The following is an 18,960-nucleotide window of genomic DNA, read 5'->3' on the forward strand; positions in this document are numbered from 1 at the left end:
CTGAAACCGAATTTAAGGAACCAAAGAACATGGCTATCGAGATCAAAGCCCCAACATTTCCGGAATCGGTTGCCGATGGCACCGTTGCCACCTGGCACAAGCAACCAGGCGACGCTGTAAAGCGCGACGACCTGATTGTCGACATCGAAACCGACAAGGTAGTGCTGGAAGTACTGGCCACTGCTGACGGCGTGCTGGGCGCTATCGTCAAGAACGAAGGCGACACTGTTCTGTCCGACGAAGTACTGGGCTCCATCGTTGAAGGCGGCGCTGCTGCCGCTCCTGCTGCCGCTCCTGCTGCCGCTGCACCTGCTGCTCAGGCGGCTGCCCCGGCTGCTGATGGCGAAGACGATCCAGTTGCTGCTCCGGCCGCTCGCAAGATCGCTGAAGAAAACGGCATCAACATCGCTTCCGTTGCCGGTACTGGCAAAGGCGGTCGTGTGACCAAGGAAGACGTAGTTGCCGCTGTTGCTGCCAAAAAGGCTGCTCCAGCTGCTGCGCCTGCCAAGGCCGCTGCTCCTGCCGCTGCTGCGCCGGTATTCGCTGCTGGCGACCGCGTAGAAAAACGCGTTCCGATGACCCGCGTTCGTGCCACTGTGGCCAAGCGTCTGGTTGAAGCTCAGTCGAACATGGCGATGCTGACTACTTTCAACGAAGTGGACATGACTGAAATCATGGCACTGCGTTCGAAGTACAAGGACCTGTTCGAGAAGTCCCACAACGGCGTACGCCTGGGCTTCATGTCGTTCTTCGTGAAAGCAGCTACCGAAGCGCTGAAACGCTTCCCGGCCGTTAACGCCTCGATCGACGGTTCCGACATCGTTTATCACGGCTTCGCTGACATCGGTGTAGCTGTTTCCAGCGACCGTGGTCTGGTGGTTCCGGTTCTGCGTAACGCCGAGCTGATGAGCCTGGCTGAAATCGAAGGCGGCATCGCTGCTTACGGTAAAAAAGCCCGTGACGGCAAACTGTCGATCGACGAAATGACCGGCGGTACCTTCACGATCACCAACGGTGGTACTTTCGGTTCGATGATGTCGACCCCGATCGTTAACCCGCCGCAAGCCGCGATCCTGGGCATGCACAACATCCTTCAGCGTCCAATGGCAGTCAACGGTCAGGTAGTTATCCGCCCGATGATGTATTTGGCTCTGTCTTACGATCACCGCTTGATCGACGGCAAAGAAGCTGTAAGTTTCCTGGTAGCAATCAAAAACCTGCTGGAAGACCCGGCTCGTCTGCTGCTGGATATCTAATAGAAGCAGCTGCAAGCTTCAGGTGACAAGCTGCGAGAAAAGCAGCTTGTCTTTGGCTTGCAGCTTGCTGCTGACAGCTTGTAGCTAATAGAGGATCTATTTTCATGTCTCAGAAATTTGACGTTGTAGTGATTGGTGCGGGCCCTGGCGGCTATGTTGCAGCCATCAAGGCCGCGCAACTGGGCCTTTCGACTGCTTGCATCGAAAAATACACCGACAAGGAAGGCAAACTGGCGCTGGGCGGTACTTGCCTGAACGTTGGCTGCATTCCATCCAAGGCGCTGCTGGACAGCTCCTGGAAGTATCACGAAGCCAAGGATGCATTCGCCATCCACGGCATCACCACCGGTGAAGTGAAGATGGACGTCGCTGCGATGGTTGGCCGTAAAGCCAACATCGTAAAAGGTCTGACTTCCGGCGTTGCTACCCTGTTCAAGGCTAACGGCGTTACTTCCCTGCAAGGCCACGGCAAACTGCTGGCTGGCAAGCGTGTTGAACTGACCAAGCCTGACGGCAGCGTTGAAATCATCGAAGCCGAGAACGTGATTCTGGCTTCGGGTTCGCGTCCGATCGACATTCCACCGGCTCCAGTTGATAACAACGTGATCGTTGATTCGACCGGCGCACTGGAATTCCAGTCCGTACCTAAACGTCTGGGCGTTATCGGCGCTGGCGTTATCGGTCTGGAACTGGGCTCGGTATGGTCCCGTCTGGGCGCTGAAGTGACTGTCCTGGAAGCTCTGGACACGTTCCTGATGGCTGCTGACGCTGCCGTTTCCAAAGAAGCCTACAAAACCCTGACCAAACAAGGTCTGGACATCAAGCTGGGCGCTCGCGTGACCGGTTCCAAGGTTAACGGCGAAGAAGTCGTTGTGACCTACACCGACGCCAACGGCGAACAGACCATCACCTTCGACAAGCTGATCGTAGCCGTGGGTCGCCGTCCGGTGACTACCGAGCTGCTGGCGGCTGACAGCGGCGTGACCATCGACGAGCGCGGTTTCGTGTTTGTTGACGATCATTGCGCAACCAGCGTACCGGGCGTATTCGCCATCGGTGACGTGGTTCGCGGCATGATGCTGGCACACAAGGCTTCGGAAGAAGGCATCATGGTTGTCGAGCGCATCAAAGGTCACAAGACCGAGATGAACTACGACCTGATTCCATCGGTTATTTACACTCACCCGGAGATCGCGTGGGTCGGTAAAACCGAGCAGGCCTTGAAAGCTGAAGGCGTTGAGGTTAACGTCGGCACCTTCCCGTTCGCAGCCAGTGGCCGTGCCATGGCAGCAAACGACACCGGTGGCTTTGTCAAAGTCATTGCTGATGCCAAAACTGACCGCGTACTGGGCGTCCACGTGATTGGCCCGAGCGCTGCAGAGCTGGTACAGCAGGGCGCGATCGGTATGGAATTCGGCACCAGTGCCGAGGATCTGGGCATGATGGTTTTCTCCCATCCAACCCTGTCCGAAGCGTTGCACGAAGCAGCGCTGGCAGTGAATGGCGGCGCCATCCACATTGCCAACCGTAAGAAACGTTAAGACCAGACAATAAGAAACCACGGCGGTTTGCCCGTCGTGAGCCTTGCTAGCAAGCCTCACCGCGGAACTTCCGCCGGACGCAGTCTTGTCTTGTTTTAACCGGGCCCGGCTCCGCTCACGCGGGTGTCGGGTTTGTTGAAACAGCACAAGCAGCAGTCACAGGTGGTGCGGCACTAATAATAGTGCAGCGCCGAATGCGCAGTACCTAACGAAGACGGTAAAAAGCATGAATCTTCACGAGTATCAGGGTAAACAGCTGTTCGCTGAATACGGCCTGCCAGTATCCAAGGGTTATGCAGTAGACACCCCGGAAGCAGCCGCAGAAGCTTGCGACAAAATCGGCGGGACCGAATGGGTTGTAAAAGCCCAGGTTCACGCAGGTGGTCGCGGTAAAGCGGGCGGCGTTAAGCTGGTTCGCAGCAAAGAAGACGCTAAAGCATTCGCACAACAGTGGTTGGGCAAGCGTCTGGTGACTTACCAGACTGATGCCAATGGTCAGCCGGTCACCAAGATCCTGGTTGAGTCGTGCACTGATATCGCTAAAGAGCTGTACCTGGGCGCTGTCGTTGACCGTTCGAGCCGCCGTATCGTGTTCATGGCTTCCACCGAAGGTGGCGTGGACATCGAGAAAATCGCTCACGACACTCCAGAAAAAATTCTCAAAGCAACGATCGATCCACTGGTTGGCGCACAGCCATTCCAGGGTCGCGAGTTGGCTTTCCAGCTGGGTCTGGAAGGCAAGCAAGTTGCTCAGTTCGCCAAGATCTTCGTAGGTCTGGCCAAGCTGTTCAAGGATCACGATCTGGCCCTGCTGGAAGTGAACCCGCTGGTTATCAAGACTGACGGCGACCTGCACTGCCTCGATGCTAAAATCAACATCGACGCTAACGCCATGTACCGTCAGCCTAAGCTGAAAACTTTCCACGATCCGTCGCAAGACGATCCGCGCGAAGCGCACGCTGCCAAGTTCGAACTGAACTACGTAGCGCTGGAAGGCAACATCGGCTGCATGGTTAACGGCGCTGGTCTGGCCATGGGCACCATGGACATCGTTAACCTGCATGGCGGCAAGCCAGCCAACTTCCTCGACGTTGGCGGCGGTGCTACCAAAGAACGCGTTACCGAAGCGTTCAAAATCATCCTGTCCGACAGCAATGTCGCAGCAGTGCTGGTTAACATCTTCGGCGGCATCGTTCGTTGCGACATGATTGCCGAAGGCATCATCGGTGCAGTGAAAGAAGTCGGCGTGAAAATCCCGGTAGTTGTGCGCCTTGAAGGCAACAACGCTGATTTGGGCGCTAAAGTACTGGCAGAAAGCGGTTTGAACATCATCGCTGCTACCAGCTTGACCGACGCTGCTCAACAAGTTGTTAAAGCTGCGGAGGGCAAGTAATGAGCGTCCTGATCAATAAAGACACCAAAGTTATCTGCCAGGGCATCACCGGTTCGCAGGGCAGCTTCCACACCCAGCAAGCCATCGAATACGGCACCCAGATGGTGGGTGGCGTTACTCCGGGCAAAGGCGGCACCACTCACCTGGACCTGCCTGTTTTCAACACCGTGAAAGAAGCCGTAGCTGCCACTGGCGCAACCGCCAGCGTTATCTACGTACCGGCTCCTTTCTGCAAGGACTCCATCCTTGAAGCAGCGTTCGGCGGCATCAAGCTGATCGTTTGCATCACTGAAGGCATTCCTACCCTGGACATGCTGGACGCTAAAGTTAAGTGCGACGAACTGGGTGTTACCCTGATCGGCCCTAACTGCCCAGGCGTTATCACTCCAGGCGAATGCAAGATCGGCATCATGCCAGGTCACATTCACTTGCCAGGCAAAGTAGGCATCGTGTCGCGTTCCGGCACCCTGACTTACGAAGCTGTGAAGCAGACTACTGACGCCGGTTTCGGTCAGTCGACTTGCGTAGGCATCGGTGGTGACCCGATCCCTGGTTCCAACTTCATCGATATCCTGAAGTTGTTCCAGGAAGACCCGAAGACCGAAGCGATCGTCATGATCGGTGAGATCGGCGGTTCGGCTGAAGAAGAAGCGGCTGCCTACATCAAGGCACACGTGACCAAGCCAGTTGTTTCCTACATCGCTGGTGTGACTGCCCCTGCAGGCAAGCGCATGGGCCATGCTGGCGCAATCATCTCTGGCGGCAAGGGTACTGCAGACGAGAAGTTTGCTGCCTTGGAAGACGCAGGCGTTAAAACCGTGCGTTCGCTGGCAGACATCGGCAAGGCTCTGTCCGAGCTGACTGGCTGGGCAATGAAGTAAGCCTCGCGCTTAACTGATTGTTACACCAGGCAAAGGCCACCTTCGGGTGGCCTTTGTGCATTCTGGCGTACAACAAATCTGCCGTGGGATCCCACATCCAGATTGCAATGGGGTAGTTAAAACCACACCAAACCTTTTTTCGATGTCATCCAGGCGACAACTGCGTTCGTTCATCGGACAGTCCGCCCTCTAACAGTGCGCTGTTGGAAAAAAATCGGTAATCTTGCCGCCATTCCGCAGTTCTGCGTGTGCATCCCAAAAGGAAGCCGCGCGCTAGACGGGTTGGTCTTATACGGATCGACAGCATTTCCCACATCCGCACGGGAAATTCCCCTCTAAATTCCGATTCAGTAGTGTGGTATTTCCGTAATGAAAGTATTGAAAGGCCAGGACATCCTGGCACTTGGGTTTATGACCTTTGCCTTGTTCGTTGGGGCTGGCAACATCATTTTCCCGCCAATCGTTGGCCTGCAAGCCGGACCTAACGTCTGGATGGCCGCATTGGGCTTCCTGATCACCGCAGTAGGTTTGCCGGTAGTCACTGTTATTGCCCTGGCCAAGGTCGGTGGCGGTATGGATGCCCTGAGCAGCCCGATCGGTAAAATTGCGGGTGGCCTGCTCGCAGCCGTGGCCTATCTGGCGGTTGGCCCGCTGTTCGCAACCCCGCGCACCGCGACCGTATCCTTTGAGGTCGGCCTGGCACCCTTGACCGGTGAAAGCCCGCTGGCGCTGTTTCTGTACAGCTCGGTGTACTTCCTCATCGTGTTCTTCGTTTCGCTGTATCCCGGCCGTTTGCTGGACACGGTAGGGCGCTTCCTCGCTCCGCTGAAAATCATTGCGCTGGCCATCCTCGGTATTGCTGCCGTCGCCCTGCCTGCAGGTGATATCGGCGTTGCGACCCCTGAATACGTCGCTGCACCGTTCTCCCAGGGCTTTATCAATGGCTACCTGACCATGGATACCCTGGGCGCACTGGTTTTTGGCATCGTGATCGTGAACGCCATTCGTTCCCGTGGTGTTGAATCGCCCAAGTTGATCACCCGCTACGCCATCATCGCCGGCCTGATCGCCGGTGTCGGCCTGGCGCTGGTGTATATCAGCCTGTTCCGTCTGGGTGCTGGCAGCCATGAAGTGGCCGCAGGCGCAACCAATGGCGCAGCAGTACTGCACGCCTATGTTCAGCACACCTTCGGTTCACTGGGCAGCGGTTTCCTTGCGGTACTGATCGCACTGGCTTGCCTGGTAACGGCCGTTGGCCTGACCTGCGCCTGCGCTGAATATTTCAGCACGGTACTGCCACTGTCTTACAAGACCCTGGTTGTGATCCTGGCGCTGTTCTCGTTGGCCGTGTCGAACCTTGGTTTGACCCAGTTGATCGCGTTCTCCATCCCGCTGCTGACGGCAATCTACCCGCCGTGCATCGTGCTGGTGGCCTTGAGCTTCTGCAAAGGCCTGTGGCATGCGCAGGCGCGGATCGTCGGTCCGGTGATGCTGGTATCGTTCTTCTTTGGTTCGATCGATGCGATCAAGGGTGCGGGGCTGGGTGGCTGGATTCCGGCTCAGCTGGCCAATATGCCATTTAGCAACCAAGGGTTGGCCTGGCTGGTGCCATGCCTTGTGACCCTGGTTGGCGCAGTTATCTGCGACCGTCTGCTGGGCAAGCGTGTTGAGGCAATGGCGTAATTACCCGGTTCGCCAAAAGCGTTACTGAGTGAATTGAAAAGCCCTGCATCTTAATGGATGCAGGGCTTTTTAATGGGCGCCAGTTTGTCATTAAATCAACAACCGCTAACCCCCGGACATAACAAAGCCCGCACTTGGCGGGCTTTGTTTTACATCACAGAACGCCGTATTACTTGCTTTCTGGAGTAGCCGCAGGAGCTGCTTCTTTAGCGGCTTCAACGTTCGACTCGGCCTGGGCTTTAGCGGCCTCAGCGTTCTCTTTTGCAGCTTCGTTTACTTTGTCCTGGGCTTCGCTCATTTTCTCTTGAGCTTGCTCGCTATGCTGAGCAGCGTCCTGAGCTTTTTCTTCGGATTTTTTATCGCAGGCAGCCAGGCCAAGCGAAGCAGCCAGCATCAAGGCAACAGCAAAAGTATTACGCATTGGGTGTTTCTCCTTATGAGTAGATCTACGGGGCGTTTGAGCATTGGCTGATCGCTTAAGTTCCATGCTCGAACACATATATAAGTAAAGCAGCACAAGCCGAAACTATTGGTAAAAAGTTGAGCTTCTCCATCAGGCCTTGAAATTTGCACCACTGGCCCCAACTTTCAACACATCCCGCCGCCAACCCTCACGGGCGTGGCCACTGCCATCCAATCGGAGTTTGATAACAATGAGCGTGGAAACTCAAAAAGAAACCCTGGGCTTCCAGACCGAGGTCAAGCAACTGCTGCACCTCATGATCCATTCGCTGTACTCCAACAAGGAAATTTTCCTTCGCGAACTGATCTCGAACGCCTCTGATGCTGTCGACAAATTACGTTTTGAAGCGCTGTCCAAGCCAGATCTGCTGGAGGGCGGTGCCGAGCTTAAAATCCGTGTGAGCTTCGACAAGGACGCCAATACTGTCACCCTCGAAGACAACGGCATCGGCATGAACCGTGATGACGTGATCACCCACCTGGGTACGATCGCCAAGTCCGGCACTGCCGACTTTATGAAAAACCTCACCGGCGACCAGAAAAAAGACTCGCACTTGATCGGTCAGTTCGGTGTGGGCTTCTACTCGGCCTTTATCGTGGCCGACAAGGTCGACGTGTATAGCCGCCGCGCCGGCACTCCGGCAAGCGAAGGCGTGCACTGGTCTTCCAAGGGCGAGGGCGAGTTTGAGGTTGCCACCGTCGAGAAAGCCGATCGCGGCACCAAGATCGTTTTGCATCTCAAGTCAGGCGAATCCGAATTCGCTGACGGCTGGCGCCTGCGCAATATCATCAAGAAGTACTCCGACCATATCGCCTTGCCGATCGAGCTGCCTAAAGAGCAGACCGTGGCTGAAGGCGAAGAGGCCCCGGCGCTGGAATGGGAAACCGTTAACCGCGCCAGCGCCCTGTGGACCCGTCCTCGTACTGAAGTGAAGGACGAGGAATACCAGGAGTTCTACAAGCACATTGCCCATGACTACGAGAACCCGCTGGCCTGGAGCCATAACAAGGTTGAAGGCAAGCTGGAATACAGCTCTCTGCTCTACGTACCGGCCCGTGCACCGTTCGACCTGTACCAGCGTGAAGCGCCTAAAGGCCTGAAGCTGTACGTGCAGCGTGTATTCGTCATGGACCAGGCCGAGTCGTTCCTGCCGCTTTACCTGCGCTTTATCAAGGGCGTGATCGACTCCAATGACCTGTCGTTGAACGTGTCGCGGGAAATCCTGCAAAAAGACCCGATCATCGACTCGATGAAGTCGGCGCTGACCAAGCGTGTGCTCGACATGCTGGAAAAACTGGCGAAGAACGAGCCTGAGAAATACCAGGGCTTCTGGAAAAACTTCGGCCAGGTGATGAAAGAAGGCCCGGCTGAAGATTTCGCCAACAAGGAAAAAATCGCCGGTCTGCTGCGTTTTGCTTCGACCCACGGTGACGACGGTGAGCAGAATGTTTCGCTTACCGACTACCTGGCCCGCGCCAAGGAAGGTCAGGACAAGATCTACTACCTGACCGGCGAGACTTACGCACAGGTCAAGAACAGCCCGCACCTTGAAGTCTTCCGCAAGAAAGGCATCGAAGTGCTGCTGCTGACCGACCGTATCGACGAGTGGCTGATGAGCTACCTCAGCGACTTCGACGGCAAGAGCTTTGTCGACGTGGCCCGCGGTGATCTCGACCTGGGTAACCTGGACTCGGAAGAGGACAAGAAAGCCGCAGAAGAAGTGGCCAAGGCTAAAGAAGGTCTGGTTGAGCGTATCAAGGCCGCTCTGGGTGAAAGCGTCAGCGAAGTGCGGGTATCGCACCGTCTGACCGACTCTCCGGCGATTCTGGCCATTGGCGAGCAGGACCTGGGCATGCAAATGCGTCAGATCCTGGAAGCCAGCGGTCAGAAAGTGCCTGAATCCAAGCCGATCTTCGAATTCAACCCGGCTCACCCGCTGATCGAAAAACTCGATGCAGAGCAGAGCGAAGAGCGTTTTGGCGACCTGTCGCACATCCTCTTCGATCAGGCAGCTTTGGCGGCCGGTGACAGTTTGAAAGACCCTGCGGCTTATGTCCGTCGACTAAACAAATTGTTAGTAGAGTTGTCGGTCTAACCGCGCTATAAAAACCCGCTTCGGCGGGTTTTTTTTGTCTTGAATTCAGGAGTTTTTGATGAAATCCATTTCGGTCAGCTCTGTGGCCTATCAAATTGACGGCCAACCCTACGAAGGCCGCCTGGCCTTTGACCCGAGCCGTGAAGATCCATTGCCGGGATTGCTGATGGCACCCAACTGGATGGGGATCAGCGCGGGCGCCGAAGAAATTGCCAAGTCTGTTGCAGAGCAGGGTTATGTGGTCTTGATCGCCGATTTGTACGGCCAGGCAACGCGGCCGAGCAATGGTGACGAGGCGGGCGCGGCGATGATGCCGCTCAAGAATGACCGTGCCCTGCTGCGCAAGCGTATGTGGGCTGCGTATGACATGCTGAAAAACCAGGGCCTGGCCCAGGTCGATAGCAGCAAGCTGGCGACCTTTGGCTTCTGCTTTGGTGGTTGCTGCGCGCTGGAGCTGGCGCGTAGTGGTGCGCCGTTGCAGGCGGCGGTGTCTTTCCATGGCAGCCTGGACACGCCTAATCCGATTGATGCGCAGAGCATCAAGGGTTCGGTGCTGGTATTGCATGGGGCCTCAGATCCATTGGTGCCGAACGAGCAGCTACCGGCGTTTGCAGACGAGATGAATGCGGCGGGTGTGGATTGGCAGTTGACCAGCTATGGCGGCGCGGTGCATTCCTTTACTGATCCCCATGCCAATGTGCCGGGCAAGATGATGTACGACGCCAAAACGGCCGGTCGGGCGTTCACTGCCATGCATAACTTGCTGGATGAAGTGTTTCGCGATTGATTGCAATGTGGGGGTAGCCTGATACAGACGGCACTGTCTGTCAGGCAAAACCGGGTGATGCTATCGCGAGCAAGCCCGCTCCCACCTAGCTCACGCTGAACGCTCTATGGTTTCGCTCACCGTCAAATCGCGCATCAGCAACCCATACTTCAAGCCTACCTGCTCGGGAATCGGCAGGTACACCGTATGGCCATCTCCCGGTGCCACCTGGGTCGGCAGGCCTGCGCTGTTATGTAACTGGTTCAGATCAAAATGGTAGTTGCCATTAGGGGTCATCAGCTCCAGATGATCACCCAGGGCAAAGCGGTTTTTCACCTTGACCTCGGCCAGGCCATTGCGCCGCTCACCGGTCAACTCCCCGACAAACTGCTGGCGGTGCGACAACGAACTGCCATGCAGGTAGTTCTGATATTCATCGTGAACATGGCGGCGCAAAAAGCCCTCGGTATAACCACGCTGAGCCAGTGACTCCAGATCTGTCATCAAGCTGCGGTCAAACTCACGACCCGCCACGGCATCATCAATCGCCTTGCGATACACCTGAGTGGCCCGCGCACAGTAGAAGTGCGACTTGGTCCGGCCTTCGATTTTCAGCGAATGCACGCCCATCTCGGTCAGTCGTGCCACATGCTGGACGGCGCGCAGATCCTTGGAGTTCATGATGTAAGTGCCGTGCTCATCTTCAAACGCGGTCATCGGCTCATCCGGACGCTGGGATTCGTGCATCACGAATACTTCATCTGTGGGCGCACCCATGCCCAGGGTCGGTTCGACCACATTGACGATATTGCCCAGCTCGTTTTCCGTGCCCGGTTTGGCGTCGTACTTCCAGCGGCAGGCATTGGTACAGCTGCCCTGGTTGGCATCGCGCTTGTTCATGTAGCCGGACAACAGGCAGCGCCCGGAGTAGGCCATGCACAGTGCACCATGGACGAAAATTTCCAGTTCCATATCCGGCACTTGTTGGCGAATCTCTTCAATCTCTTCCAGCGACAGTTCACGGGACAGGATGATCCGGCTCAAACCCTGCTGACGCCAGAATTCGACACTGGCCCAGTTCACCGTATTGGCCTGCACTGACAGATGGATCGGCACATGCGGGAAATGTTTGCGCACCAGCATGATCAGCCCCGGATCAGACATGATCAGTGCATCCGGGGCCATGGCAATCACCGGCTCCAGATCCTTGAGAAAGGTGCGCAGCTTGGCATTGTGCGGGGCGATATTGACCACCACGTAAAAACGCTTGCCCTGCGCCTGGGCTTCGGCAATGCCAATGGCCAGGTTGGCATGGTCGAATTCGTTATTGCGCACCCGCAAGCTATAGCGTGGTTGGCCTGCGTACACCGCGTCGGCGCCATAGGCAAAGGCATAGCGCATGTTTTTCAGGGTGCCAGCTGGGGCGAGGAGTTCGGGCGGGGCAAGGCGCATAGTCAGTTCGTTCGCAAAAAAGCCGCGATGGTAGTCGAGCCCTTGCGCTCTGCCATTGATCTGGATCTATGCTTTGCGCGGCCAGGTCAGCATCACAATGCCCGCGACCACAATCAGACCGCCGATGATCTGCCCGCGGCTAAGCAACTGGTCGAGGATCAGCCAGCCAAACAGCAGGCTTGCCACCGGCTCGACGTTCATCACCGGTGCGTTGCGGGCCATGTTCAGCCGCGTCATGCATATAAACAACAGGCAGAACCCCAGGCCATAAAGCGCAACCAGAAAGGCCAGGGCAGTCCAGCCGGTGGACGAGGAGGGTAGCGAAACGCCGCCCGGCAGCACGCCGCTGACCCCGGCCAGGGCTGCCGCGCAAAATACAATCAACATGGTCAGCATGCTGCGCACCGTGCCGCGCAGGCTCGACAGCTTGTGATCGGTGATCCATAGCGCACAGGCGAATACGGAAGCGGCGGCAAAGCCGAAGAGAATGCCTTCAAGCCATTGCGCCTCTGTGCTGTGCTGGTTGGACAAACGTTCGGGCACGTCCAGGGCAAATACCAGCCCGCACATGATCAGGCCCATCAGCAGGGCCGCCCGGCGGGTCGGCGCTGCGCCGCCCAAAGCCCAGGTCAGCAGCACCAGCAGGATCGGCGCCACATTGGCAATCAACAGCGCCAGTGCCACGGGAATCCGCGCCACAGCCGAATAGATAAAGAAGCTTTGCGCCGCAATCAGCAGCCCCAGCAGCAATTGCCAGCGCCAGTTGGCGGCGGTTAACCGTGGCCGTTCGCGTTGCCACAGCACCAGGCCAGTTAGCACCAGCAAGGTCACGCCAGCACGACATAGAATCGCCAGCAGCAGGCCGGTGTCGTGGTCGAAGGCTATCCGCGCGGCAATATGATTGCCTGCAAAAGCGCAGGCCAGCAGTACCAGAATCAATACTGCAATATGGCGGGGGAACAAAGCAGGAGCAGACATAAGTAACCAGCCTCCTTGGCTGGAAATAAAGCCTCTTGGGTAACCCCTGTGGGAGCGAACTTGCTCCCACAGGGGGGAAGGGGTGAAGCTGCGGGTTACAGCACCAGGCTTGGCAGCCACAGGGAGATGGCCGGAACGTAAGTCACCAGCATCAGCACCATAAACAACGCCAGGTAAAACGGCAGCAGGGCTTTCACGGTGTTCTCGATAGTCACCTTGCCCACGGCAGCCCCTACAAACAGCACCGCACCCACCGGCGGCGTAATCAAGCCGATGCCCAGGTTGACCAGCATGATCATGCCGAAATGCACCGGATCAACACCGATACCAATAATCACCGGCAGCAGGATCGGGGTCAGGATCAGAATCAGCGGCGCCATGTCCATCACGGTGCCCAGCAGCAGCAACATCACGTTGATGCACATCAGGATCACATAACGGTTATCCGAAAGCGTCAGGAACGCCGTGGTGATCTTCATCGGGATTTCCATCAGCGTCAGGATGTAACCGAAGCTGGCGGCAAAACCGATCAGGATCATAACGATGGAAATGGTTCGCACCGCCCGGTGCATCAGTTTGGGCAGGTCACGCCATTTGTAGTCGCGGTAGATAAACATGGTGACAAAGAACGACCACACCACTGCCACGGCTGCCGACTCGGTGGCCGTGAAAATGCCCGACAGAATGCCGCCGAGGATGATGACCATGGCCATCAGGCCCCACATGGCTTCACCGGCGATTTTCAGCGCCTGGCGCAGCGGGATGACCTCGCCTTTTGGGTAGTTGCGTCTGCGCGCAAAGATCATGCACAGGCCCATCATCACTGCGCTGAGCAGCAGCCCCGGCATGATCCCGGCCATAAACAGCGAAGCAATCGACACCGTGCCCCCCGCTGCCAGCGAGTACAGCACCGAGTTGTGGCTGGGAGGTGTAAGCAAGGCTTGCACCGAGCCGCTGACCGTTACTGCGGTGGAGAACTCACGGGGATAGCCCGCGCGCTCCATTTCCGGGATCAATACCGAACCGACCGACGCGGTATCAGCCACGGAGGAGCCCGAGATCGCGCCAAAGAAGGTCGAGGCCACAATATTGACCAGCGACAGGCCTCCGCGAACAAAGCCCACCAGCACCCCGGCAAAGGCCACCAGCCTGCGTGACATGCCGCCCTCGGCCATGATCGCACCTGCCAGTACGAAAAACGGAATCGCCAGCAGGGAAAATTTATTGACGCCGCCCGCGACCTGAATCATCAGGGCATCGAACGGAATCTCGATCCACCAGGCCCCGATCAATGCCGACAGACCCAGCGCATAAGCGACCGGCATGCCGATAAGGATCAGGGCGATAAAGCTGCCCAACAGTACGAAAGCGTCCATTTATACGGCCTCTTCGCTGGCTTCTACGATGTCGAACCGCACGGCACGGCGGTGGCTTTGGTCACCCAGGAAGAGTTTTTCCAGGACGAAGATCAGGGTCACGATGCCGCCCAGCGGGATCGGCAGATACGAGATGCCGACGCGCAGGCTTGGCATCTCGCCAAGAAACTGGTTCCAGGTGGTCGCGCACAGTTTGAAGCCCTTGACGGTCATAAACAGGCAGACGATCACCATCAGGATTTGCACCACTATCGCGGCCGCTTTGCGCACATGCACAGGCATGCGTTCGACGGCCATGGACACGGCCATATGGGCGCCGGCGCGATAGCTCGCGGCTGCGCCAAAGAAGGTAAACACCACCATCAGCAGAATGGCGGTGGGCTCGGGCCAACTGGAGCCGCTGCCCAGCACATAGCGGGCAAAAATGCCCCAGGGAATGATCAGGGTCATGGTCAGCACCGACAAACCGGCGATCCCGATACAGACCCTGTACAGCATGTCGTTAAAGCGCAGTACGGTATTTTTCATGGGGCTCACCACTGCGCGGCGAACGGGCTGGCGCCCGCCACCGCGGCGTTATCGGACTGGCTTATTGGACAGCTTCGATGCGCGAGATCAGGTCTTTGTAGTTGGCACCGTACTTGTCGCGAACCGGCTGAGTGGCGTCATAGAAGGCTTTTTTCTGCTCGGGGGTGAGGGTGATGAACTCCACGCCCGAAGCCTTGAGTCTGGTTTCGCTGTCGGCGGACTTTTTATCCCAGATCACCCGCTCTTCCATCTGCGCTTCACGGGCCAGTTTTTGCACCAGGGCCTGCTGGTCCGGGCTGAGCTTGGTCCAGGTGGTCTTGGCGATCACGATCGGTTCCGGCAGGATCAGGTGATCGGTCCAGGTGAAGTATTTGGCGTTCTGGTAGTGGTTGTGCTCAAGGAAGGTCGGCGGGTTGTTTTCAGCGCCGTCGATCACGCCGGTCTGCAGGGCGCTGAAGATCTCGCCGGTGGCCATGGCAATGCCGTTGCCGCCCATATCGTTGATGGTGTCGATAAACACCGGGTTGCCCTGTACGCGGATTTTCATGCCCTTGAGGTCGGCCATCTCACGCACGGGTTTTTTCGTGTACAGGTTGCGGGTGCCGCCATCCATCCAGGCCAAAGCGACCATGTTGAAATCGGAGTTGGTGATCTTGTCGAGCATCTCCTGGCCGATTTCACCGTCGATGATCTTGCGCATATGGGCCTGGTCGCGGAACACGAACGGCAGGTTGAAGGCATTGGTTTCCGGCACCACCGGCCCGAGGATGCCGAGGCTGACGCGGGTCATCTGCACGGCACCGGACTGCAGTTGCTCAACCACTTCTTTCTCTGAGCCCAATACGCCACCGGCAAACATCTTGAAGGAAATATCGCCGTTGCTCTGGGCCTGGAGTTTCTTGCCCATCTCTTGTTCTGCCACCACGGGTGGATAGCCTGCGGGATGGACTTCGGCGAATTTGATTTTGATCTCGGCCTGGGCCATGCCGGACAGGCAGAAAGCCAACGGGAGTGCAGCAGCGAGCAGGGTGCGTTTGAAATCCATGGGTCACTCCAAATATTGTTTTTGTTATTTCAAGGTGTTGGATCAGCAGTCAGTTGTTGAACATGGGCTCCGGCAGTCCCTTGACCCCTGGCCTGAGGGCAAACACGCCCCCCGCCAGCGGCTGGTCGCTGATATCGCCCGCAGGACGGATTGAAGTCACAAACAGGGTGCCCAGATCTGCGCCGCCAAAGGCGCACATCGCAGGTTTTTTTACCGGTACGGTCAGGGAGCGGTCGAGCTTGCCCTCTGGGGTAAAACGATGGATCAACCCGGCATCGTTGCCGCAAATCCAGTAGCAGCCATCGGCATCCACAGCTGCGCCATCGGGGCGGCCAGGGTGTTCGCCCATGTCCACAAACAGGCGGCGGTTGTGTGGGGTACCTGTGTCGGTGTCGTAGTCGTAGGCCCAGATTTTTTGCACATCAGGGTGTGAGTCCGAGAGGTACAGGGTTTGCCCGTCAGGGCTGAACGCCAGGCCGTTGGGCACGATAAATCCATCCAGTTGCGCCTTGAGCGGCTCGGCCTGGCCTGCGCTGTAGCGATACATGGCCCCCACCTGTGCGCCTGCCGACATATGCATCAACATGGTGCCCGCCCAGAAGCGGCCCTGACGGTCGCAACGGCCATCGTTGAAGCGCATGCCCGACTGTGCGTGAGTAACAGCGGCCAGCAGGCTGGCGCCGAGGCTGCCATCGTTGTGCGGCGTAAGACTGAACAGGCCGTCTTCCATCCCGGCAATCCAGCTGCCATCGCGGCCTCTGGCGATGCAGGCGAGCATTTGCGGTGCAGCCCAGCTTTGCGAACTGGCATCGCCCAGGGCCCAGCGATGCAGGCGCTTGGCCGGAATATCAACCCAGTACAGAGCCTGCTCGGTGGTGCTCCAGACCGGGCTTTCGCCCGTGGCGTTGCGCGCATCGAGAATCAGTTCAGCTGTCATGACGCCTTGACCTCTGTTGATCGTGTTCTTATGGGGGAGGGGCTTTTACTCGTCGCCAAACGGCCCGGCTGTCACGAAGGCTCCGCCCTGGTAAACCATGCTTGGGTCATTGGCCGCAGGCATGGGTTGGGCTTCAACCTTGTCGCGGAACACTTCTGAGGTGTCCTTTGGCGAAAAGCCCAGGTGCGCCGCGTAACGGTTGTCCCACCACACCTTGAGGTTGTTTGACGCGCCATAGACCACGGTGTGGCCGACATCGGGGGTGTACAGCGAGCGTTCGAGCAGTTGCGTGAGGTCGGCAAAGCTTAGCCAGGTACTCATCATCCGGCGGTTCTGCGGTTCGGGAAACGAGGAGCCGATGCGGATGCTGACGGTTTCGATGCCATAGCGATCGAAGTAGAAAGTGGCCATGTCTTCGCCATAGGACTTGGACAACCCGTAATAGCCATCAGGGCGTCGGGGGGAGCGGGCATCCAGAGTCTGGTCCTGCTTGTAGAAGCCGATTACGTGGTTGGAGCTGGCGAAGATCACCCGCTTGACGCCATGCCGGCGGGCAGCTTCGTAGATATGGAAAATGCCGCTGATATTGGGCCCGAGGATTTCTTCGAACGGGCGCTCTACCGAGACACCGCCGAAGTGCAGGATGGCGTCTACCCCTTCAACCAGTTGGTGAACGGCGTGTTTATCGGCAAGATCGCACAGGAGGACTTCTTCATGGCTGCCGGCAGCAGGTGCCATTGGTGCGATATCAGAGAGCCGCAACACCTTGGCATAGGGCTTGAGGCTTTCGCGCAACACCTTCCCCAGACCGCCAGCAGCACCGGTGAGAAGAAGGCGATTGAAGGGAGTTTGGACAGTGTGAGTGGTTGTCATCAGAGGTCCCTGTCGTTTTTATTAGTGTCATCTGTTGTCGTATGACTTGGCTTGAATTATTCACAGTCAATGCGGTGCTTGTCAATGCGGATGTGCTTGATCTTGTGAATCAAAAGCAAAAGCCCCTCACCCTAGCCCTCTCTCCCGGAGGGAGAGGGGACTAAAGGCAAAAGCAGTTCTGCGCAACACCACAAATCTGCTCCCTCTCCCTTTGGGAGAGAGGGTTGGGGGGCTGAGTCTCACTCCGATGGTGAAGGAATGCCCCTTACAACAGCGACAACGGATAACTAATAAAAATGCGGTTCTCATCGAACTCATTGGTGCTGTAGTCGCGACGGATGCTCGCATTACGCCAGCGCACAGTCAGATCCTTGAGCGTGCCAGCCTGTACGGTGTAGGCCAGCTCCGACTCGCGACCCCACTCCTTGCCGTCGGTGATGGCCCCGGTGTGGATGTTATCGCCGCTGATATAGCGGTTCATCATGGTCAGGCCGGGTACGCCCAGCACGGCGAAATCCAGGTCGTGGCGCAACTGCCAGGAACGCTCCTTGGCGTTGTCATAACTGGAGTTGTAGCTGTCGTTGGCCAGGGTACCGCCGCTGGTGCCGTTGACACGGAACCAGCCATCGTCACCGCTGATTTTCTGCAGGCCGACATACAAGGTGTTGCCCTTGTATTTGGCCGACAGCAGGGCGTAGGCGGTTTTGTTGTCCAGATCACCCGCCAGTTTATTGCCGTCTTCCTTGCCCCAGAAATAGCCGAGGTTGGCACCCAGGGTAACGTCACCGATCGGCTGGGTATGCAGCACATTGAGGAACTGCTGCTGGTAGATATCTTCCAGTTGGGCATACCACACACCGACCTGGGTACGCTTTTCATTGAAACTGTAGTCACCCCCGGCAAAGTTGAAACGGTCGGAGGTAAACGCGCCTTTGCCGTTGAGCGACATGTCTTCCATGCTCGCATCGTTACGCGGACTGTTGGCGCGGAACTGGCCACCGTAGAGGTTCAGCCCGGCGATCTCCTTTGAGGTGATCTGGCCGCCACGGAAGGTTTGCGGCAGGGAACGGCCATCATCGGAACGCAAGATCGGCAATACCGGCATCCACTCGCCGATTTTCAGTTCGGTGTTGGAGATTTTTGCTTTGGCCGCCACACCCAGGCGGCCAAAGTTGTCAGCCGGCTCGCCACCGTCATGGGTCGGCAACAACTGGGTACCTGCGGTGCCTTTGCCGCCGTCGAGTTTCTGTGAGTACAGGCCCAGTACATCCACCCCGAATCCGACGGTGCCCTGGGTAAACCCGGATTTGACGTCGAGAATAAAGTTTTGCGTCCACTCCTCAGCCTTGCTTTGCGGATGATCCGGGTTGGTGAAGTTGCGGTTGATGTAGGCATTGCGCAGGGTCAGCGTGGCCTTGGTGTCCTCCACAAAGCCTTCGGCCACAGCCGTTAGCGGCAAGGCCAGGCCCATGCTGCCAAGACCGAGCAATACCAGTGAACGTGTGGAAAGCGAGTGGGCACAGGTAGGTGTGATCATCCGTAGAGCTCCTTGAACATTATTATTTTTGTTATCTGTCATCGTACAACTAGAGCGTTTTTTTACAGAGTGTGTACGGGGTTGTCAATGCTGCCGACACGGCGATTTTGCTAGGCGCTGACGTAGGCGGCTACACTGCGTCTACTTCAAGCCTTC

Annotated in this window: 16 protein-coding genes; 7 read left to right on the forward strand and 9 right to left on the reverse strand. The window is 57.3% G+C overall.

Translation table 11 applies throughout. The features are described 5' to 3' along the window. The first annotated feature begins 29 nt into the window (after window positions 1-29). From odhB to brnQ, 5 genes are all read left to right on the forward strand, one after another. Window positions 30-1,256: a 2-oxoglutarate dehydrogenase complex dihydrolipoyllysine-residue succinyltransferase gene (gene odhB / locus ACZRMH_RS02715; RefSeq protein ID WP_464012041.1), complete on the forward strand. Its 1,227-nt coding sequence runs from the start codon at window positions 30-32 to the stop codon at window positions 1,254-1,256. A 104-nt stretch (window positions 1,257-1,360) separates the two neighbouring features. Continuing rightward, window positions 1,361-2,797: a dihydrolipoyl dehydrogenase gene (lpdA, locus tag ACZRMH_RS02720; RefSeq protein ID WP_016780172.1), complete on the forward strand. Its 1,437-nt coding sequence runs from the start codon at window positions 1,361-1,363 to the stop codon at window positions 2,795-2,797. A 226-nt stretch (window positions 2,798-3,023) separates the two neighbouring features. Beyond that, window positions 3,024-4,190: an ADP-forming succinate--CoA ligase subunit beta gene (gene sucC / locus ACZRMH_RS02725; protein ID WP_016780173.1), complete on the forward strand. Its 1,167-nt coding sequence runs from the start codon at window positions 3,024-3,026 to the stop codon at window positions 4,188-4,190. Then, window positions 4,190-5,071, forward strand: a complete 882-nt coding sequence (gene sucD / locus ACZRMH_RS02730; protein ID WP_464012042.1) for a succinate--CoA ligase subunit alpha — start codon at window positions 4,190-4,192, stop codon at window positions 5,069-5,071. Before sucC ends, sucD begins: the two co-directional genes overlap by 1 nt. A gap of 369 nt (window positions 5,072-5,440) precedes the next feature. Continuing rightward, window positions 5,441-6,754 (forward strand): branched-chain amino acid transport system II carrier protein, encoded by a 1,314-nt coding sequence (gene brnQ, locus ACZRMH_RS02735; RefSeq protein WP_464012043.1) that lies wholly within the window; start codon window positions 5,441-5,443, stop codon window positions 6,752-6,754. 169 nt (window positions 6,755-6,923) lie between these two features. On the opposite strand, the gene ACZRMH_RS02740 is transcribed toward brnQ, so the two are convergent. Continuing rightward, entirely contained in the window at window positions 6,924-7,175 is a 252-nt protein-coding gene (locus ACZRMH_RS02740; RefSeq protein ID WP_464012184.1) for a hypothetical protein, read from the reverse strand. Window positions 7,176-7,407: 232 nt separating this feature from the next. On the opposite strand from ACZRMH_RS02740, the gene htpG reads away from it, so the two are divergent. Together htpG and ACZRMH_RS02750 are read left to right on the forward strand one after the other, a co-directional pair. Beyond that, on the forward strand, window positions 7,408-9,312 hold the full coding sequence (htpG, locus tag ACZRMH_RS02745; protein WP_464012044.1) for a molecular chaperone HtpG: 1,905 nt from the start codon (window positions 7,408-7,410) through the stop codon (window positions 9,310-9,312). 58 nt (window positions 9,313-9,370) lie between these two features. Next, entirely contained in the window at window positions 9,371-10,099 is a 729-nt protein-coding gene (locus ACZRMH_RS02750; protein ID WP_464012045.1) for a dienelactone hydrolase family protein, read from the forward strand. Between the two features lie 90 nt (window positions 10,100-10,189). Here ACZRMH_RS02750 and trhP read toward each other — a convergent pair whose 3' ends face one another. The 8 genes from trhP to ACZRMH_RS02790 form a co-directional block, all read right to left on the reverse strand. Further along, entirely contained in the window at window positions 10,190-11,536 is a 1,347-nt protein-coding gene (gene trhP / locus ACZRMH_RS02755) for a prephenate-dependent tRNA uridine(34) hydroxylase TrhP (protein WP_464012185.1), read from the reverse strand. Between the two features lie 60 nt (window positions 11,537-11,596). Continuing rightward, window positions 11,597-12,508 (reverse strand): EamA family transporter, encoded by a 912-nt coding sequence (locus tag ACZRMH_RS02760; RefSeq protein ID WP_464012046.1) that lies wholly within the window; start codon window positions 12,506-12,508, stop codon window positions 11,597-11,599. Between the two features lie 95 nt (window positions 12,509-12,603). Then, entirely contained in the window at window positions 12,604-13,884 is a 1,281-nt protein-coding gene (locus ACZRMH_RS02765) for a TRAP transporter large permease (protein WP_464012047.1), read from the reverse strand. Further along, a complete protein-coding gene (locus ACZRMH_RS02770; protein ID WP_464012048.1) occupies window positions 13,885-14,412 on the reverse strand; it encodes a TRAP transporter small permease in 528 nt (175 codons plus the stop codon). 61 nt (window positions 14,413-14,473) lie between these two features. Further along, window positions 14,474-15,457, reverse strand: coding sequence for a TRAP transporter substrate-binding protein (locus ACZRMH_RS02775; RefSeq protein ID WP_464012049.1), 984 nt, complete (start codon window positions 15,455-15,457; stop codon window positions 14,474-14,476). A gap of 49 nt (window positions 15,458-15,506) precedes the next feature. Beyond that, window positions 15,507-16,394: a glucurono-1,5-lactonase gene (locus tag ACZRMH_RS02780; RefSeq protein ID WP_464012050.1), complete on the reverse strand. Its 888-nt coding sequence runs from the start codon at window positions 16,392-16,394 to the stop codon at window positions 15,507-15,509. A gap of 45 nt (window positions 16,395-16,439) precedes the next feature. Next, on the reverse strand, window positions 16,440-17,267 hold the full coding sequence (locus ACZRMH_RS02785; protein ID WP_464012051.1) for an NAD-dependent epimerase/dehydratase family protein: 828 nt from the start codon (window positions 17,265-17,267) through the stop codon (window positions 16,440-16,442). Window positions 17,268-17,532: 265 nt separating this feature from the next. Then, a complete protein-coding gene (locus ACZRMH_RS02790; protein ID WP_464012052.1) occupies window positions 17,533-18,804 on the reverse strand; it encodes an OprD family porin in 1,272 nt (423 codons plus the stop codon). Between the last annotated feature and the right edge of the window lie 156 nt (window positions 18,805-18,960).

The sequence above is a fragment of the Pseudomonas sp. B414 genome (assembly GCF_055408445.1).

Bases quoted from the DNA above. Each gene is read 5' to 3' on its own strand.
- odhB (WP_464012041.1), top strand. From the start codon at position 30: ATGGCTATCGAGATCAAAGCCCCAACATTTCCGGAATCGGTTGCCGAT.
- lpdA (WP_016780172.1), top strand. From the start codon at position 1,361: ATGTCTCAGAAATTTGACGTTGTAGTGATTGGTGCGGGCCCTGGCGGC.
- sucC (WP_016780173.1), top strand. From the start codon at position 3,024: ATGAATCTTCACGAGTATCAGGGTAAACAGCTGTTCGCTGAATACGGC.
- sucD (WP_464012042.1), top strand. From the start codon at position 4,190: ATGAGCGTCCTGATCAATAAAGACACCAAAGTTATCTGCCAGGGCATC.
- brnQ (WP_464012043.1), top strand. From the start codon at position 5,441: ATGAAAGTATTGAAAGGCCAGGACATCCTGGCACTTGGGTTTATGACC.
- ACZRMH_RS02740 (WP_464012184.1), bottom strand. From the start codon at position 7,175: ATGCGTAATACTTTTGCTGTTGCCTTGATGCTGGCTGCTTCGCTTGGC.
- htpG (WP_464012044.1), top strand. From the start codon at position 7,408: ATGAGCGTGGAAACTCAAAAAGAAACCCTGGGCTTCCAGACCGAGGTC.
- ACZRMH_RS02750 (WP_464012045.1), top strand. From the start codon at position 9,371: ATGAAATCCATTTCGGTCAGCTCTGTGGCCTATCAAATTGACGGCCAA.
- ACZRMH_RS02760 (WP_464012046.1), bottom strand. From the start codon at position 12,508: ATGTCTGCTCCTGCTTTGTTCCCCCGCCATATTGCAGTATTGATTCTG.
- ACZRMH_RS02765 (WP_464012047.1), bottom strand. From the start codon at position 13,884: ATGGACGCTTTCGTACTGTTGGGCAGCTTTATCGCCCTGATCCTTATC.
- ACZRMH_RS02770 (WP_464012048.1), bottom strand. From the start codon at position 14,412: ATGAAAAATACCGTACTGCGCTTTAACGACATGCTGTACAGGGTCTGT.
- ACZRMH_RS02775 (WP_464012049.1), bottom strand. From the start codon at position 15,457: ATGGATTTCAAACGCACCCTGCTCGCTGCTGCACTCCCGTTGGCTTTC.
- ACZRMH_RS02780 (WP_464012050.1), bottom strand. From the start codon at position 16,394: ATGACAGCTGAACTGATTCTCGATGCGCGCAACGCCACGGGCGAAAGC.
- ACZRMH_RS02785 (WP_464012051.1), bottom strand. From the start codon at position 17,267: ATGACAACCACTCACACTGTCCAAACTCCCTTCAATCGCCTTCTTCTC.
- ACZRMH_RS02790 (WP_464012052.1), bottom strand. From the start codon at position 18,804: ATGATCACACCTACCTGTGCCCACTCGCTTTCCACACGTTCACTGGTA.